This window comes from Klebsiella sp. SWET4, assembly GCF_024296565.1.
Lineage (GTDB): Bacteria > Pseudomonadota > Gammaproteobacteria > Enterobacterales > Enterobacteriaceae > Klebsiella > Klebsiella variicola.
This window is the reverse complement of sequence record NZ_JANCOB010000019.1, coordinates 39,212-56,852: the sequence shown is the minus strand read 5'-3', so window position 1 is coordinate 56,852 and position 17,641 is coordinate 39,212. Positions and strand designations below refer to the sequence as shown.

Annotated in this window: 15 protein-coding genes; 9 read left to right on the top strand and 6 right to left on the bottom strand. The window is 60.4% G+C overall.

Annotation, left to right across the window (positions count from 1 at the left end; translation table 11 throughout):
- From NKJ21_RS26135 to NKJ21_RS26125, 3 genes are all read left to right on the top strand, one after another.
- The coding region (locus NKJ21_RS26135) for an FAD-binding and (Fe-S)-binding domain-containing protein (RefSeq protein WP_254733354.1) at positions 1-2,434 on the top strand (2,434 nt) is incomplete at its 5' end.
- Positions 2,431-2,841 (top strand): 1,4-dihydroxy-2-naphthoyl-CoA hydrolase, encoded by a 411-nt coding sequence (gene menI, locus NKJ21_RS26130; protein WP_008804450.1) that lies wholly within the window; start codon positions 2,431-2,433, stop codon positions 2,839-2,841. The genes NKJ21_RS26135 and menI, both read left to right, overlap by 4 nt.
- Before the next feature lie 203 nt (positions 2,842-3,044).
- Positions 3,045-3,293, top strand: coding sequence for a GlsB/YeaQ/YmgE family stress response membrane protein (locus NKJ21_RS26125; RefSeq protein WP_002909014.1), 249 nt, complete (start codon positions 3,045-3,047; stop codon positions 3,291-3,293).
- Positions 3,294-3,390: 97 nt separating this feature from the next.
- On the opposite strand, the gene NKJ21_RS26120 is transcribed toward NKJ21_RS26125, so the two are convergent.
- Entirely contained in the window at positions 3,391-3,711 is a 321-nt protein-coding gene (locus NKJ21_RS26120; RefSeq protein WP_008804451.1) for a hypothetical protein, read from the bottom strand.
- A gap of 608 nt (positions 3,712-4,319) precedes the next feature.
- Here NKJ21_RS26120 and NKJ21_RS26115 point away from each other — a divergent pair.
- Positions 4,320-5,300: a DUF1852 domain-containing protein gene (locus NKJ21_RS26115; protein ID WP_016161304.1), complete on the top strand. Its 981-nt coding sequence runs from the start codon at positions 4,320-4,322 to the stop codon at positions 5,298-5,300.
- 23 nt (positions 5,301-5,323) lie between these two features.
- Entirely contained in the window at positions 5,324-6,355 is a 1,032-nt protein-coding gene (locus NKJ21_RS26110) for a methionine synthase (RefSeq protein WP_239270510.1), read from the top strand.
- Between the two features lie 84 nt (positions 6,356-6,439).
- Here the strand turns inward: NKJ21_RS26110 and NKJ21_RS26105 are convergent, their stop codons facing one another.
- The 5 genes from NKJ21_RS26105 to NKJ21_RS26085 all read right to left on the bottom strand — a co-directional run bounded on the left by NKJ21_RS26105 (position 6,440) and on the right by NKJ21_RS26085 (position 11,550).
- On the bottom strand, positions 6,440-7,627 hold the full coding sequence (locus NKJ21_RS26105; RefSeq protein WP_163589907.1) for an MFS transporter: 1,188 nt from the start codon (positions 7,625-7,627) through the stop codon (positions 6,440-6,442).
- Between the two features lie 56 nt (positions 7,628-7,683).
- Positions 7,684-8,445 carry an ABC transporter ATP-binding protein gene (locus NKJ21_RS26100; RefSeq protein ID WP_049010329.1) on the bottom strand — a complete coding sequence of 254 codons (762 nt, stop codon included), beginning with the start codon at positions 8,443-8,445 and terminating at the stop codon, positions 7,684-7,686.
- Positions 8,445-9,482: an iron ABC transporter permease gene (locus tag NKJ21_RS26095; RefSeq protein WP_012541383.1), complete on the bottom strand. Its 1,038-nt coding sequence runs from the start codon at positions 9,480-9,482 to the stop codon at positions 8,445-8,447. Before NKJ21_RS26095 ends, NKJ21_RS26100 begins: the two co-directional genes overlap by 1 nt.
- Positions 9,482-10,480, bottom strand: coding sequence for an ABC transporter substrate-binding protein (locus NKJ21_RS26090; RefSeq protein WP_012967850.1), 999 nt, complete (start codon positions 10,478-10,480; stop codon positions 9,482-9,484). The genes NKJ21_RS26095 and NKJ21_RS26090 overlap by 1 nt, the downstream gene beginning before the upstream one ends.
- A gap of 158 nt (positions 10,481-10,638) precedes the next feature.
- Positions 10,639-11,550 carry a LysR family transcriptional regulator gene (locus NKJ21_RS26085; RefSeq protein WP_155010837.1) on the bottom strand — a complete coding sequence of 304 codons (912 nt, stop codon included), beginning with the start codon at positions 11,548-11,550 and terminating at the stop codon, positions 10,639-10,641.
- Positions 11,551-11,646: 96 nt separating this feature from the next.
- Between NKJ21_RS26085 and NKJ21_RS26080 the strand changes: the two genes are divergently transcribed.
- The 4 genes from NKJ21_RS26080 to NKJ21_RS26065 all read left to right on the top strand — a co-directional run bounded on the left by NKJ21_RS26080 (position 11,647) and on the right by NKJ21_RS26065 (position 17,634).
- Complete coding sequence (locus NKJ21_RS26080; protein ID WP_239270509.1) at positions 11,647-12,642, top strand: NAD-dependent epimerase/dehydratase family protein; 996 nt, start codon at positions 11,647-11,649, stop codon at positions 12,640-12,642.
- A gap of 95 nt (positions 12,643-12,737) precedes the next feature.
- Positions 12,738-13,352: a TetR/AcrR family transcriptional regulator gene (locus NKJ21_RS26075; protein WP_004143215.1), complete on the top strand. Its 615-nt coding sequence runs from the start codon at positions 12,738-12,740 to the stop codon at positions 13,350-13,352.
- Between the two features lie 74 nt (positions 13,353-13,426).
- On the top strand, positions 13,427-14,536 hold the full coding sequence (locus NKJ21_RS26070; protein ID WP_239270508.1) for an efflux RND transporter periplasmic adaptor subunit: 1,110 nt from the start codon (positions 13,427-13,429) through the stop codon (positions 14,534-14,536).
- Positions 14,533-17,634, top strand: a complete 3,102-nt coding sequence (locus tag NKJ21_RS26065; RefSeq protein ID WP_239270507.1) for an efflux RND transporter permease subunit — start codon at positions 14,533-14,535, stop codon at positions 17,632-17,634. Before NKJ21_RS26070 ends, NKJ21_RS26065 begins: the two co-directional genes overlap by 4 nt.
- Positions 17,635-17,641 lie beyond the last annotated feature (7 nt).

Sequence of the window (17,641 nt, the reverse complement as noted above, 5' to 3'; positions counted from 1 at the left end):
GACGATTGGCCGAATCTATAACACGGTCTACCAGCGCTGCAAGACGCAGCGTGAACTGATCATTGATAAGTTTCCTAAACTTAACCGCTTCCTCACCGGGTACGATCTGCGCCATGTCTTTAACGATGAGATGAGCGAGTTCGATCTGACCCGTATTTTAACCGGTTCGGAAGGCACGCTGGCGTTTATTACCGAAGCGCGGCTGGATATCACCCGCCTGCCGAAGGTGCGCCGTCTGGTCAACGTCAAATATGACTCCTTTGACTCCGCGTTGCGTAATGCGCCCTTTATGGTGCAGGCGAAAGCGCTGTCGGTGGAGACTGTCGACTCCAAGGTACTGAATCTGGCGCGCGAGGATATCGTCTGGCACTCGGTAAGCGAACTGATCACCGACGTGCCGGATAAAGAGATGCTCGGGCTCAATATCGTCGAATTCGCCGGGGATGACGCTACGCTGATTGACCAGCAGGTCACTACCCTGTGCCAGCGGCTGGATGAGCTGATGGCCGGCAGCGAGGCGGGCGTCATCGGCTGGCAGGTCTGTCACGATCTCGATGGCGTAGAGCGGATCTACGCCATGCGCAAGAAGGCCGTCGGCCTGTTGGGCAATGCCAAAGGCGCCGCCAAGCCTATTCCTTTCGCTGAAGACACCTGCGTACCGCCTGAGCATCTGGCGGATTACATCGTCGAGTTCCGCGCGCTGCTCGACAGCCACGGCCTGAGCTACGGCATGTTTGGCCACGTTGATGCCGGGGTGCTGCACGTGCGCCCGGCGCTGGATATGTGCGATCCGCAGCAGGAGGTGCTGATGAAGCAGATCTCCGATGACGTGGTGGCGCTGACGGCGAAGTATGGCGGCCTGCTGTGGGGCGAACACGGCAAAGGCTTCCGCGCGGAGTACAGCCCGGCCTTCTTTGGCGAGGCGCTGTACGGCGAACTTAGGAAGATCAAAGCAGTCTTCGATCCCGATAACCGCCTGAACCCAGGGAAAATCTGTCCTCCGGAAGGGGTCGACGCGCCGATGATGAAAGTCGATGCGGTGAAGCGCGGCACCTGGGATCGGCAGATCCCCATCGCGGTGCGCAGCAGCTGGCGCGGGGCGATGGAGTGTAATGGCAACGGGTTGTGCTTCAACTTTGACGTCAAGAGTCCGATGTGTCCGTCGATGAAAGTCAGCAACCAGCGCATCCACTCGCCGAAAGGGCGCGCGACGCTGGTGCGTGAATGGCTGCGCCTGCTGGCCGACCGCGGCGTCGATCCCAACCAGCTGGAGAAGGCGCTGCCGGAGCAGGGCGTCAGCCTGCGTTCGCTGGTGGCGCGCACGCGGAACAGCTGGCATGCGCGTAAAGGGGAATATGACTTCTCGCACGAGGTCAAAGAGGCGATGTCCGGCTGTCTGGCCTGCAAAGCCTGTTCGACCCAGTGCCCGATCAAAATCGATGTGCCCGAGTTCCGTTCGCGCTTCCTGCAGCTGTATCACAGCCGCTACCTGCGCCCGGTACGCGACCATCTGGTGGCCTCGGTCGAATCCTATGCGCCGCTGATGGCGCAGGCGCCGAAGACTTTTAACTTTTTTATTAACCAGCCGTGGCTGAAAAAGCTGTCGGAGAAGCACATCGGGATGGTCGATCTGCCGCTGCTTTCGGCGCCGTCGCTGAAGCAGCAGATGGCCGGCCACCGCTCTGCCAACATGACGCTGGAGCAGCTCGAAGCGCTGAGCGCTGAGCAGAAAGCGAAGATGGTGCTGGTGGTGCAGGATCCGTTCACCAGCTACTACGACGCCCAGGTGGTGGCTGACTTTATTCGCCTCGTCGAAGCGCTAGGCTATCAGCCGGTGCTGCTGCCATTCTCGCCGAACGGCAAAGCGCAGCATATCAAAGGGTTCCTCACCCGCTTTGCTCGCACCGCGCAGAAGACGGCTGACTTCCTCAATCGCGTGGCGCAGCTTGGCATGCCGCTGGTCGGCGTCGATCCGGCGCTGGTGCTCTGCTACCGCGATGAGTATAAGCAAACCCTTGGCGATAAGCGCGGCGATTTCCAGGTGCTGTTAGTCCATGAGTGGTTGCCGAAGGCGTTGACGACCGCCGCCCGTCCCGAACAGGGAGGCGAGCCCTGGTACCTGTTCGGTCACTGTACGGAAGTGACCGCGCTACCGGCGGCGACAAAACAGTGGGCAGAGATTTTTGCCCACTTTGGCGCGAAACTGGAAAACGTCAGCGTTGGGTGTTGCGGGATGGCAGGGACCTATGGCCATGAAGTGAAAAACCATGCCAACTCGCTGGCCATTTACGCGCTCTCCTGGCAGCAGGCGATGCAGCGGCTGCCGCGTAACCGTTGTCTGGTGACGGGCTACTCCTGCCGCAGTCAGGTGAAGCGCATTGAAGGCAGCGGCGTTCGCCATCCGCTGCAGGCGTTACTGGAGATAATAGGATGATTTGGAAACGTCAGGCCACGCTGGAGCAGCTCAACCGGCTCGGTGAGGGAAACATGGTAGGGCTGCTCGATATTCGCTTTGAGACCTTTACCGACGATACGCTGGAGGCCACGATGCCGGTGGATAGCCGTACGCAGCAGCCGTTTGGCCTGCTGCACGGCGGGGCCTCGGTGGTGCTGGCGGAGACCCTGGGGTCGGTAGCGGGTTATCTGTGCAGCGAAGGCGAACAGAAGGTGGTGGGGCTGGAGGTTAACGCCAACCACATTCGTTCGGCGCGCGGGGGCCGGGTGCGGGGGGTCTGTAAAGCGCTGCATGTCGGCACTCGTCATCAGGTCTGGCAAATCGAAATCTTCGACGAACAGTCGCGATTATGCTGTTCATCGCGGCTAACCACCGCAGTAATATAAGCCGTGACCGGGAGGCGAATAGCCTCCCTTTTTTCAGGGTAATAAACGGTAACGGGTTTGTCAGGACCAGAGATTTTGTCGCACGGACCACCCTGCAGCGGCAAGGAATTATCTAATAAATATATTATTGCCGATCCACTCGCGTTATATATGCTACTCTTTTCAATACTAAATGCTTAAAGGTAACAAGAGGACGGTTAACCATGGGTATTCTTTCCTGGATCATTTTTGGACTTATTGCCGGTATTTTAGCCAAGTGGATTATGCCGGGGAAAGACGGCGGCGGGTTTATTGTCACCGTTATTCTGGGGATCATCGGCGCCGTGGTCGGCGGCTGGATCAGTACCCTGTTTGGTTTTGGCAAGGTCGACGGGTTTAATTTCGGCAGCTTTGTGGTTGCGGTAATCGGCGCGCTGGTCGTGCTGTTTATCTACCGGAAAGTGCGCAGTTAATTCTCTGCCATTCTGTTTCATTCTCGTTAACAAAGCTGCCGCGATAAGCGGCAGCTTTTTTTATTGCAGTGCCCAGGTCAGGCGACCCGCGCAAGGGCTATTGCCCGTCGGCATCCCCGGTAACGGGCACCACCTCAACGTGAACTTCGTAGTGCTTCGCCGGGCTGGCCGGGATCAGCGCGGTCAGTTTGTTAATGGTTTCTGCCGGCGTATCGGTCGCTACCGTGGCCGAAAACAGCACCGGTCTGTGCGGCGGAAGCTGCGGCGGGAACGGCGGCAGGGGGCCACGGCCCATCTCCAGCGGGGGGCGGGCCCCGTTATCAACGGCGGGCGCCGGGACGTCGGTTTTATCGGCCGCAAAGGCGCTGGCGGCGGCAACCGCGGCGATGGCGAACAGGGCAGTCATAGCTTTTTTCATCTGGTATTCCTCGATTAGCAAGTATCAAAAGAGTAGAGGGCGGCGGCAGGCGGGACAATCCCATGCGACGCGAATCCTCTGAATCTCCTTTTTTCTTCGCGAATGTGAAGGTCAGATGAGAGCTTGTGTCATTGGGGAAGCATTTTAGTTCAGCAGTACGCTCATAATCAGCAGCACGGCCATGCACATCGACATAATACTGATATCAACAATCATTCTTTACGACAAAAGCTCCAGCAAACGGGTACGGCACGGCGGCGACGTCAAAGCACGTATTATAGTGGTTAAAGATTGTACCCTGGCATATATTCACTGGACAAATGATTATTCGCCAGACGTTGCCTGAGTTGCCCGCGCCTGACCATAGCGCCATCACCACGACCGGTTCCACACCTTGCAACCAGCGCTCAGCGGAGCAACATGAGGATGGCTCATGTTGCAATGAATTTAAGTCGCTTTCCCTCCACCGCCGACTCTGGCAAAAATAGACTCATTAACGAATCAACAACATTTATCGGTTGAAGCGCGCCAGGCCTGACCCCGCGTTGCTTGTGGAATGGCAATCTGCTCATTCAGCTTCATACCCAACACCAGAATGGACAATCGCCATGACTAACGAATTTACCTATACGATTAAGCGCAGTCGTTTTGATGAAAACTATAACCCCGCGGAAAATACGCGTATTACCACCAACTTTGCCAATTTAGCCAGAGGGGAGAACCGTCAGGAAAATCTGCGCAATACGTTAATCATGATGAATAACCGGTTTAATACCCTGGCGCACTGGGATAATCCTCATAACGATCGCTATGCGGTGGAACTGGATATTATTTCTGTCGAGATGAATATTGCTCAGAATGGCGCCAGCTTCCCGGTGATAGAGATCCTGCAAACGCATATTGTCGATAAAAAGAGCGGAGAGCGCCATGCCGGTATCGCCGGTAATAACTTCTCCTCCTATGTGCGGGATTATGATTTTAGCGTGCTGCTGCTGGAACATAATAAAAACCGGGGTAGCTTTAGCGTGCCCGATAACTTTGGCGAGCTGCATGGCAATATCTTTAAGGATTTCGTGCAATCCAGCGCCTATAAGGCCAGCTTCAGCAAGGCGCCGGTGATTTGCCTGAGCGTCTCCAGCAAAGATGTTTACCGGCGTACCGGTAATGAACATCCGGTCCTCGGCATTGAATATGCTCAGGATGGCGTGTCGCTGACGGAGCGCTATTTCAGCAAAATGGGCCTGCAGGTGCGCTATTTTATGCCGAAGCACAGTGTCGCGCCGTTAGCCTTTTATTTTACCGGCGATCTGCTCAGCGATTACACCAGCCTGGAGCTGATCGCGACCATCAGCACGATGGAGACGTTCCAGAAAATATACCGCCCGGAGATCTACAATGCCAATTCCGCGGCGGGGCAATACTATCAACCCAATCTCAACCACCTGGATCATTCATTAACAAAAATTGTTTATGACCGGGAAGAGCGCAGCCTGTTGGCGATAGAGCAGGGTAAATTTACACAACAACATTTTATCAACCCGCACAAGACGTTGCTTGAGCAATGGTCTGCTAACTTCGCGCTTTGCTAAACCAAAATAAAAGGCTACTTATTATGAAAACATGGCTTCCGACATCGACCGCCGGCAGTTTACCGAAACCGTCCTGGCTGGCGCAGCCAGAGACCCTGTGGTCGCCCTGGAAACTGTCCAGCGACGAATTACTGGCCGGCAAGCGCGATGCCCTGCGTTTGTCCCTCGACGACCAGCTGCGTGCCGGGATCGATATTGTCAGCGACGGCGAGCAAACGCGGCAGCACTTTGTCACCACCTTTATTGAGCACCTCAGCGGCGTTGATTTTGCCAAACGCGAGATCGTGAAAATTCGTAACCGCTATGAGGCCAGTGTTCCAACCGTGGTGGGCGCCGTGGAGCGCCAGAAACCGGTCTTCGTGGAGGACGCGCGTTATCTGCGTCAGCTCACCAGTCAGCCGATCAAATGGGCGCTGCCAGGCCCAATGACCATGATCGACACGCTGTATGACAACCACTATAAAAGCCGGGAAAAGCTGGCCTGGGAGTTCGCCAAAATCCTTAATCAGGAAGCGAAAGAGTTAGAGGCCGCCGGGGTCGATATTATTCAGTTCGATGAGCCGGCTTTCAACGTCTTCTTTGATGAAGTCAACGACTGGGGGATCGCCGCCTTAGAAAGAGCGACCGAAGGGCTGAAGTGCGAGACGGCGGTGCATATCTGCTACGGCTACGGCATCAAGGCGAATACCGACTGGAAAAAAACGCTGGGTTCTGAGTGGCGACAGTATGAGGAGGCCTTCCCGCAGCTGCAGAAATCCTCCCTCAATATTATCTCTCTCGAGTGCCACAACTCGCGGGTGCCGATGGATCTGCTGGAACTGATCCGCGGTAAAAAGGTGATGGTCGGGGCGATCGATGTCGCCAGTCATGCTATCGAAACCCCGGAAGAGGTGGCTGAAACCCTGCGCAAGGCGCTGGCGTTCGTCGATGCCGACAAACTCTACCCGTCCACCAACTGCGGTATGGCGCCGCTGCCGCGCCATGTCGCGACCGGCAAACTGCATGCCCTGAGCGCCGGCGCCGAGATCGTTCGCCGCGAGCTGGCGGCAAAGTAAGGCGGGGCGCATTCCCGTTATCTTCCTCTGGCGGTGTCACTCATCGCCGGTTCACCTCCTGAGCGGGCTGTTGCCCGCTCAGCGTCATGTTGCCGCCAGCGGGCGGCAGATCGCCCGCAGGGCGACGGCACTGCACAGCGGAAACAGCGCCAGCAGGAGCCAGGGATAAACCGCCTGCGGCGAGGGGGTGAGCGCCTGGTCAAGCAAATGACCGAGCAGTAAATTTCCGGCTAACACCGCGCACCCCCCCGCGGTGGCGAGCGCCCCGTAGTGGGCGCCCAGCGTCGACTCCTCAGCGAACAGGGGGATCAGATCCTTGGCTGAGGGCACCAGCAGCATCTGGCCGAGGGTGAGCAGCGTGACAAAGCAGGCCGACGGTACTAATCGCAACCAGCCTTCGGCGGGCGGGGTGGCGGCGAATAACGCCACGCTGACAAAAGAAGCCGACAGCAGCAGAAAGCCCACCGGCAGGATGCGCACGGCGCCAATTCGTCGGGCGAAGCGGGCGAGAGGGAGCTGCAGGGTGATAATCAACAGCGAAGCCAGCATAAAGAGCGGCGCCAGATCCTGCTCACGACCGCCGGAACGTTGGATCTCCACCGGCAGGGCGAGGTACAGCTGGTTGTAGCTCAACAGCCATGAGCTGTAGGCGAGAATAAACGCGACAAAGCGCGGCTGGCGCAAAGGCGTCCACCATGGGACTCGTCTGCGCGTTGTTGTCGTGTGCCCGTCGGCGGGCAGACAGAAAAAGAGCACCAGCAGCGCCAGGAGAAAGATTCCCGCGCCGGCGAGGGCGATATGCCGAAAGCCGATCCCGCTCAGCAGCCCTCCGGCCACCGGGCCGATAACCGCCCCCAGCTCACCGCACACCGCAAACAGCGCAAACCACTCGGCGCGGCTGCGTTTCCCGTTGGCCTGGCTGTGGGTACCGGTCCGCGCCAGCAGGGCCTCGATCGACGGGGAAAACAGAGCGCCGCCGACGCCGGTCAGGCAGGCGCCGAGGATAATGGGCCACAGCGACGTAGCGCATGCCAGCAGCAGATAACCGGCGACGCGAACGACGCAGCCGGCGAGGATGATGGCCTTAGCGCCATAGCGGTCGGCCAGCGTCCCGCCAATGATAAACATGCCCTGCTGAGAGAAGGTGCGCAGCCCGAGGATCAGGCCGATAAGTCCCCCCGAGAGCAGCATGTCGTCGCGCAGGAAGAGGGCCAGGAAAGGAACGACCGCGTAAAAGCCAATATTAAAAACGAACTGACTTCCCAGTAACACGGGAGGCCAGAGGGTTGCCGCAGGGCGCAGGGAGAAGAGAGGCATATCCGCCCAACCTAAACGATGAAATGAATGTGTTTTTTACCATGGTAAGGGGAGATCTCGATTTTGGTTTTCACCCGGAAAACGTCCCACAGCAGCGCTTCGGACAAAATCTCCTCCGGCGTCCCGCTGGCGAGGATCTGCCCCTGCTGCATCACGATCAGCGAATCGCAGAACATCGCGGCATGGTTAAGATCGTGAATGGCCACAATGCTGGTCACCGGCAGCTCGCTGATCAACTGCATTAACTGCATCTGATGGTGTATATCCAGATGGTTGGTAGGCTCATCCAGCAGGATTTCGCTCGGGCTCTGCGCCAGCGCGCGGGCGATATGCACCCGCTGCCGCTCGCCGCCGGAGAGGCTTAACCATCCCTGATCGCTTTTCTCCAGCATCGCTACCCGCTGCAGCGCGGCGGTGATCGCCTCATCATCCTGAGCGCTCCAGTTTGAAAACGGGGAGTGGTGGGGAATGCGCCCCAGGCGCACGACGTCGCGCACCCGCATATTGGCCTCGGTCATGCCGTGTTGCTCGACGAAAGCCACGCGGCGGGCGAGCTGCTTTTTCGCCATCCGGGTGATGTCCTGGCCGTCGAGGGTGACGCGACCCGCATCCGGGCGGCGCAGGCCCGCCAGAACGCGCAGCAGCGAGGATTTGCCGCAGCCGTTGGGTCCCAGCAGTCCGACCGTTTCGCCGCGCGACACCCGCAGCGAGACATTATTGACGATGACCTTTTTGCCTGCCTTCCAGGTGATATTTTCAGCGCAAATACTCATCACTTATTCCTTGAGCGGTAGATAATCACGGCAAAGAAAGGCACCCCAACCAGGGCGGTTACCACCCCAACGGGCAGACTCTGCGGGGCAATCAGCAGGCGCGACGCAATGTCCGCCAGCACCATCAGGATCGCCCCTGCCAGCGCGCTGGCGATCAGCAACGTCCGGTGTAGCGGGCCAAAGAAGAAGCGCATCACGTGCGGCACCACCAGGCCGACAAAGCCGATCGAGCCGGCCATACTGACGATGGTGGCGGTGATCAGCGCCGCGGTGGTGAAGAGGATCAGGCGTACCTGTGGCACGGCAATCCCCAGCGAGGCGGCGGCATCATCGCCGAAGGTGAATGCATCCAGCGCCCGGGCATACCACAGGCAGACCGCCAGGCCCGCGAGCACCACCACGATGACCAGCTGGAATTCGGGCCAGCGGACGCCGCTGAAGCTGCCCAGCAGCCAGAACATCACATCGCGCGCCTGCTGCGCGCTGGCGGAGGTGCTGATGGTGTAAGCCGTGATGGCGTTAAATAACTGCGATGCGGCAACGCCCGCCAGAATCGTACGCTCATTGCCGCCGCGCGCGCCGTTAGTCAGCAAGGCGACAAAGGCGAAGGCGGCGAAGGCCCCGGCAAAGGCGCCTGCCGAGAGGGAAATCGCGCCAGCGCCAAGGCCCAACACCACGATCGACACCGCGCCGGTGGAGGCCCCGGCGGAGACGCCGAGGACGTAGGGTTCCGCGAGGGCATTTTTCAGCAGGCTTTGCAGCACGACGCCGCAGATAGCGAGGCCTGCGCCGCAGCAGGCGGCGACCAGCGCGCGGCTGAGGCGGAAATCCCAGATCACGCTCTCATAGATACGGTTGAGAGGCTCAGCGGTTAAGCCGGTTCTGTTGCTGATAGCGTAAAAGACATTCTGCAGCGGGATGGCCAGCTCGCCGACGCTGACGCCCACCGCTATCACCAGCGCCAGCACGATCACGGCCAGTAAACACCAGCCGGTGAGCAGCATGCTGCGGCGCGTCTGAAGCACGGCGACGCTCATCAGTTCAGCCCCATTTTTCTCAGCTGCTCGCCCACCTGTTCCGCGCCATAAAGCGTGCGGATGGTCGGGTTCATCGCCTGACCGTCCATGACCACGATATGGCCTTTTTTCACGGCCTCCAGCTGGCTGACGGCGGGATCGCTTTTGAGGAATTTGATCTTCTCCTCGGCCTTATCCAGCGCCCAGCGGTTACGATCCAGGCTGGAGACCACGATCACATCCGGGTTGGCGGCAATAATGCTCTCCCAGCTCACCGTGGGCCACTCGGTTTCGGAGGTAATCGCATTATGTCCGCCCAGCACACTGGCGATAAATCCGGAGGCGCTGTTTTTGCCGCCAACATAGGCATCGGCCGAAGGTGAGGCGCTGGAGAACCAGAAGACGAAGGAGAGATCCTTTTTGCTTTTACCAAACTCCTGGCGCAGGTCGGCTTCACGTTTTTTGAAATCGGCAATCAGCGCCTGACCACGATCTTCGACGTTGAAAATGCGGGCAAAATCGCTAATTTCCTGATACAGCCAGGTCATATCCCACAGCTTTTGCCGGCTGCCATACATATCGCCGGTGGCCTTTTTGGTGGCGCACATCCCCGGTGAGACGTAGCTGTTTACGCCGACGGTAGCGAGATCTTCACGCTTAGCGACTTTGCTTTCCGGCCCCAGTAGCAGAGGTAACTGGGCGGGAACGAAATCGGGATTTTGCGCCAGCACGGATTCCAGGCTCGGAATTTCCACCGTCAGGGTTTTAATCTTCGCGTTTTGCTCAGCCAGCTGCGGTAAAACGCTGGTCGGCCAGAAGGCGCTGGCGACCACCTGCTTTTGCAGCCCGAGCAGCAGCAGAATTTCGACCGTATTTTGCCCCAGCGCGACCACGCGCTCCGGCGGCCGGGTGAAGGTCTCCTGATAGCCACAGTTTTCAATCGTCAGGGGGTAGGTTGTTGCCAGCGCGGAACTGACGGCGGTGAACATCAAGCCTAACGCGCAGAGGACCTTCTTCATTAAACGCTATCCTTGTAAACAGGCGAGTGGATGACCAGCAAATGGGAGTAATGCAAATGAAACTCATTATTGGGGCGGGGTTTTATACAATGCCATATTTACAGTGTCAATGAGTGACTATTTCGGCAGGCAATGAAATGCCCGCGCGATGGGGCGGATCAGCTCGCCAGTGGGCCACGAATATACGCCTGCAACCCCTGGGCGAGAAAATCAAATACCCGCTTACAGGTTGGGCTGTGGCGCAGATCCTCATGCATTACCAGCCAGGTATCGAGATTCAGGGAAAAGTCGGCCGCCAGTACTCGCTGCAGGGGAATAATGCCATCCGCAAGGGGCACCTGGCAGATGCCGATCCCCGCCCCGGCGCGGATCAGGCTCAACTGGGCGAGGTCGCTATCGGTCCGCATCGCGAACGCTTCGCGCTGAAATCGGGGGTAAGCCTGCAGGGCCCGGCGAACAAGTGGGGTGGCGCTATCGAAACCAATCAGCGCGTGGCCGGCCAGATCGTCGAGGGTAGCGGGCAGGCCCTGGCGCGTCAGGTAGGCGGCGGTGGCATGTAACCCAAGCTCGATCCTGCCGAGACGGCGGGCGATAAGCTGCTCCTGCTGCGGGGCGACCATCCGCACCGCAATATCCGCCTCCCGGTGAAGCAGATCCTGAAACCGATTGGAGAGCATCAGTTCGATGACGATATTCGGGCACGCCTGCCTGAGCCGGGCAACCAGCGGCGGCAGCACCTCGGCGCCGACCACCTCGCTGGCGGCCACCCGCACCACGCCACGCAGTTCGGTTCGGTCGCGACTAAAGTTAGCCGCCGTGCGTTCCAGCGCCCGGGCGGTATTGTCCATCGCCTCGGCGTGCACCCGCAGCGCCAGCGCCGCGTCGGTCGCCAGCAGGCCGGTCTGCGAGCGGGTAAATAAGGCCTGGCCGAGCGCGGCCTCCAGCCCGGCAATATGGCGCCCCGCCGTCGGCTGGGTGATGTTCAGGGTGCGCGATGCGCCCGATAAGGAACCTTCCTGCAGGACGGCGAGAAAGGTTCGGTACCACTCCCAGGGAATAGAGGTATTCATACAAAAATGTATAGCTGCTCGATGATGGCATGCAATTTCATTTGATATGAGCGGCAGGTAGGCTGTCAAGCATCCATTAGCGAACGGGGAAAGAGGATGAACAGCAGCGGCAAAGTACTTATTCTGGGAGCAAGCGGGGGGATTGGCGGGGAAGTGGCGCGCCGGCTGGTGGCGGACAACTGGCAGGTTCGGGCGCTGAAGCGCGGCGCTCAGATTCGCGGTCCCGCAGATGGCATACAGTGGATAGCCGGCGACGCGCTGAATGCCGGGCAGGTTGCGGCGGCGGCTGCCGGTTGCGACGTTATCGTCCATGCGGTCAATCCGCCGGGCTACCGGCACTGGCGGCAACAGGTACTGCCCATGCTGCACAACACCCTGCAGGCCGCCGAACAACAGCGGGCGTTAGTTGTTCTGCCCGGCACGGTCTACAACTATGGACCGGATGCCTTTCCGCTGATTGCTGAAGCGGCCCCTCAGCAACCGGTGACCCGTAAAGGCGCTATTCGGGTGGAGATGGAGCAGGCGCTGGAGGATTACGTGCAGCGCGGTGGCCGGGCGTTGATTGTTCGGGCGGGCGATTTTTTTGGTCCACGCGCCGGAAATAACTGGTTTTCTCAGGGGCTGGTCAAGCCCGGGCAGCTTCCCCGCGTCATTAGCCGCCCGGGGGCGATCGGCGTCGGGCATCAGTGGGCTTATCTGCCCGACGTCGCCGACACCACCGCCGCGCTGTTGGCCCGCAGGCATGAGCTTGAGCCGTTTGCTCGTTTTCATATGCAGGGCCACTGGGACCCGGACGGCAGCGAAATGAGTCAGGCGATCCAGCGGGTGGTCGCCCGCTATGGCGGCCGAGCGGCAGTGAAGTCTTTTCCCTGGTGGCTGGTAAAGCTGGCGGCGCCCTTTAACGCCACCCTGCGGGAAATGGTCGAGATGCACTATCTCTGGCGTCTGCCGGTACGCCTGCGCAACGATAAACTGGTTGATTTTTTAGGTGCGGAGCCGCATACCCCACTCGACAGCGCGGTGCTTCAGACGCTGCAAGGCCTGGGTTGTCTGCCCGCCGGCGCGATAAACACCGAGGTGCGCGAGGCGTGACGCGGCGAGAGGTTCACAGAGCGGGGTGTTATTGTGACCAAATCATAATAACGTCACTCGTTGTCAAACGATAGCGATCGCATTAAGCTAAACGGATGACGAAAAATACCCCCACCCCTGCAAGCCGTGGTCCCCATGACCACAGCGTTCGGGACCAGATTCTTGACGCGGCCATGGCGCACTTTAGTCGCTATGGCTATGAGAAAACGACGGTCACCGATCTCGCCAAAGCGATAGGCTTTTCCAAAGCCTATATCTATAAATTCTTTGACTCCAAGCAGGCGATTGGCGAGGCGATTTGCGCCAGCCGGCTGGAGAAGATCATGGTGGCCGTCAGCGCGGCTATCGCCGATGCGCCGTCCGCCAGCGAGAAACTGCGCCGCCTGTTCCGGGCACTGACCGAGGCCGGCAGTGAACTGTTTTTTGAGGATCGCAAACTGTACGACATCGCCGCCGTCGCAGCGCGCGATAAATGGCCTTCAACGGAACAGTATGCCGGTCATCTGCAGCAGCTGATTGGTCAAATCCTTGTCGAAGGCCGCCAGGCGGGTGAGTTCGAGCGCAAAACCCCGCTGGATGAGGCAACCCTGGCGGTCTATATGGTGATGTGTCCTTTCATCAACCCGGTGCAGTTGCAATACAATCTCGACACCGCGCCCACCGCGGCGGTGCTGCTTGCCTCCCTGATCCTGAGAAGTCTCTCCCCCTGATTGGTGACTATTGACTTTATTGGTCACTGGTCTGAGAATGCGGTCACTGTCCGGTCTTTTCATTAAGGTGACCCATGCTCAGGCTCAATGCCGTCCATCTTGCCATCTGCCTCCTGCCGCTGGCCCTCGCGGGCTGCGGCGAACCTGCCGATCATGACGATCCCCGCACCCGGCCGCCGCTGGTCCGGATGGCGACCGTCGAGCGCGCGGAGGCCAGCTCGCGGGCCTTTACCGGCGTGGTGGTCGCTCGTACCCAAAGCGATCTCGGCTTCCGGGTATCGGGAAAAATCCTTGCCCGGCTGGTGGAGACCGGGCAGAGCGTCAAGCGCGGTCAACTGCTGCTGCGTCTGGATCCGGCTGATTTAACCTTGCAGGCGCAGTCTCAACAGCGGGCCGTGGATGCCGCGCGGGCGCGAGCCAAAAAGGCGACCAACGATCTGGCCCGCTATCGCGGCCTGGTGGCGAGTGGCGCCGTCTCGGCCGCGGAATTCGACCAGATTAACGCAGCGGCAGAGGCGGCGAGAGCCGACCTGAGCGTGGCCCAGGCGCAGGCCAATGTGGCGCAAAACGCCACCGGCTATGCCGGACTGCTGGCGGACGCTGACGGCGTGGTGGTGGAAACGCTTGCCGAACCGGGGCAGGTGGTCAGCGCCGGACAGGTGGTGATCCGCCTGGCGCGGGCGGGGCAGCGCGAAGCGCGGGTGCAGCTTCCGGAGACGCTGCGCCCGGCGGTCGGCAGCGAGGCGCTGGCGACACGCTATGGCAGCGAATCTCAGCCGGTCACGGCGACCCTGCGACTGCTTTCGGACGCGGCTGACGCCACCACCCGCACCTTTGAAGCGCGCTATGTGCTGAACGGGGCGCTGGCGAATGCGCCGCTGGGGTCTACCGTGACCCTGCGTATCGGCAGCGACCAGGCGCCAGGCCAGGTGCTGGAGGTGCCCCTGGCGTCGGTCTACGATCCGGGCAACGGCCCTGGCGTCTGGCGCATTGCCTCGCGTCCGGCCACCGTCTCCTGGCAACCGGTGACCGTGCTCGGCCTGAATGATGAAACGGCGCGGGTGACCGGCCCGCTGAAGCCCGGCGAGCCCATCGTCGCCCTGGGCGCCCATCTTCTGCACCAGGGCGAGGCGGTGCGTCTGGCGGAACGACGCGAGCATAATGCCGCCGGGAGCCAGCCATGAGCGCCGGGCGTTTTAATCTCTCCGCGCTGGCCGTCCGCGAGCGGTCGGTGACCCTGTTTTTGATTATCCTCATCTCCGTCGCCGGGCTGGTGGCGTTCTTCGGACTCGGGCGGGCGGAAGATCCGCCCTTCACGGTCAAGCAAATGACGGTCATTACCGTCTGGCCCGGCGCCACCGCGCAGGAGATGCAGGATCAGGTCGCCGAGCCGCTGGAAAAACGGCTCCAGGAGCTGAAGTGGTACGATCGCACGGAGACCTATACCCGCCCTGGTATGGCGTTGATCACCTTGTCGCTGCAGGATCAGACTCCGCCGTCCGAGGTGCCGGAGCAGTTTTATCAGGCGCGCAAAAAGCTCGGGGATGAGGCGAAAAACCTGCCTGCCGGCGTCTCCGGCCCGATGATGAATGACGAATTCGCCGATGTCACCTTTGCCCTCTTTGCTCTGAAAGCGCGGGGAGAGCCGCCGCGGCAGCTGGTGCGTGACGCTGAAGCCCTGCGCCAGCAGCTGCTGCATGTGCCCGGGGTGAAAAAAGTGAATATCCTCGGCGAACAGGCGGAGCGCATTTATCTCTCCTTTTCTCATGATCGTCTCGCCACCCTGGGCCTTTCGCCAGAGGCGATTTTTGCCGCGCTGAACAGCCAGAATGTGCTGACCGCCGCCGGGGCCATTGAGACCCGGGGCGGGCAGATCTTTATCCGCCTCGACGGGGCGTTCGACCGCCTGCAGCAGATCCGCGACACGCCGATTATTGCCGGGGGCAGAACGCTGAAACTGGCCGATGTCGCCACGGTTGAGCGAGGGTATGAAGATCCCGCGACCTTCCTGATCCGCAATCAGGGCGAACCGGCGCTGCTGCTGGGGGTGGTGATGCGCGAGGGCTGGAATGGTCTGGCGCTGGGGAAAGCGCTGGACGCCGAAACGGCCAGCATCAATCAGAGCCTGCCGCTCGGCATGTCGTTGACCAAGGTGACCGATCAGTCGGTGAATATCAGCTCCGCAGTCGATGAGTTCATGATCAAATTCTTTGTCGCCCTGCTGGTGGTGATGGCGGTGTGCTTTGTCAGCATGGGGTGGCGCGTGGGGGTGGTGGTCGCGGCGGCGGTGCCTTTAACTCTGGCCGTGGTGTTTGTGGTGATGGAGGCGACCGGCAAAAACTTCGACCGCATCACTCTCGGCTCGCTGATCCTCGCCCTGGGCCTGCTGGTGGATGATGCCATCATTGCCATCGAAATGATGGTGGTCAAAATGGAGGAGGGGTATGACCGCCTCAAAGCCTCCGCCTATGCCTGGAGCCATACCGCGGCGCCCATGCTGGCCGGTACCCTGGTGACGGCCGTTGGCTTTATGCCCAATGGATTTGCGCAGTCCACTGCCGGGGAGTACGCCAGCAACGTGTTCTGGATCGTCGGTATCGCGCTGATTGCCTCCTGGATTGTGGCGGTGATTTTTACCCCCTGGCTGGGGGTGCACCTGTTGCCGGACAGAAAGCCCGCGGCGGCAGGCCACGCCGCGCTGTATGACACCCCGCGCTATCAGCGCTTCCGTCGGCTGCTGACCCGGGTTATCGCCCGCAAATGGCGCGTGGCCGCCAGCGTGGTGGTGCTGTTTATGGTGGCGATACTGGGAATGAGCGTGGTGAAAAAGCAGTTTTTCCCCACCTCCGATCGTCCGGAAGTACTGGTTGAAGTACAGATGCCTTACGGGTCGTCGATTATCCAGACCAGCGCCGCGACGGCGAAAATTGAGCACTGGCTGCAGCAGCAGCCGGAGGCGAAGATTGTCACCAGCTATATCGGCCAGGGCGCGCCGCGCTTTTACCTGGCGATGGCCCCGGAGTTGCCCGATCCCTCCTTTGCCAAACTGGTGGTGTTGACCGACGGTCAGGACGCCCGCGAGGCGCTCAAGCGGCGGCTGCGGGAGGCGGTGGCCAATGGCCTGGCGCCGGAAGCGCGGGTGCGCGTCACCCAGCTGGTCTTTGGCCCTTATTCGCCCTATCCGGTTGCCTGGCGGGTGATGGGGCCCGATCCGCACACCTTGCTCGACATCGCCGAACGGGTTAAATCGGTGCTGCAGGCCAGTCCGCTGATGCGCACCGTCAATAGCGACTGGGGTTCGCGGGTGCCGGTGATGCATTTCAGCCTCAATCAGGACCGGCTGCAGGCGAGCGGACTCAGCTCCCAGTCCGTCGCCCAGCAGCTGCAGTTCCTGCTGTCAGGGATCCCCATCACCACCGTTCGGGAAGATATTCGCGCCGTGCAGGTCATCGGCCGCGCGGCGGGCGATATCCGTCTGGATCCGGCGAAAATCGCCGACTTCACCCTGGTGGGCAGCGGCGGGCAGCGGGTTCCCTTATCACAGATTGGCGACGTGTCGATCAGAATGGAGGACCCGCTGCTTCGCCGTCGCGATCGCACGCCGACCATCACCGTCCGCGGAGATGTCGCGGATAACCTGCAGCCGCCGGATGTCTCCACCGCGCTGATGAAATCGCTGCAGCCCATTATCGACTCGCTGCCGCCGGGGTATCGCATCGAGACGGCGGGGTCGATCGAGGAGTCAGGCAAAGCCACGCGGGCGATGGTGCCGTTATTTCCCATCATGATCGCCCTCACGCTGCTGATCATTATCCTGCAGGTGCGTTCGCTGTCGGCGATGGTCATGGTTTTCCTGACCGCGCCGCTGGGGCTGATTGGCGTGGTGCCGACACTGCTGCTGTTCAATCAGCCGTTTGGCATCAATGCTCTTGTGGGCCTGATCGCCCTGTCGGGGATCCTGATGCGCAATACGCTGATCCTGATTGGCCAAATCCACCATAACGAACAGGCAGGGCTCGATCCGTTCCACGCGGTGGTGGAGGCGACAGTACAGCGCGCCCGCCCGGTTCTGCTGACCGCGCTGGCGGCGATCCTGGCGTTCATTCCGCTCACCCATTCGGTCTTCTGGGGAACGCTCGCCTATACGCTGATTGGCGGGACGCTGGGGGGAACCATCATGACCCTTATTTTCCTGCCGGCCATGTACGCGATCTGGTTCCGCATCCGACCTCAGCCCCCGGCTGACGCAGTGCAACACCCGGCGCTGCACCCGCAGGGGTAATTCCCTC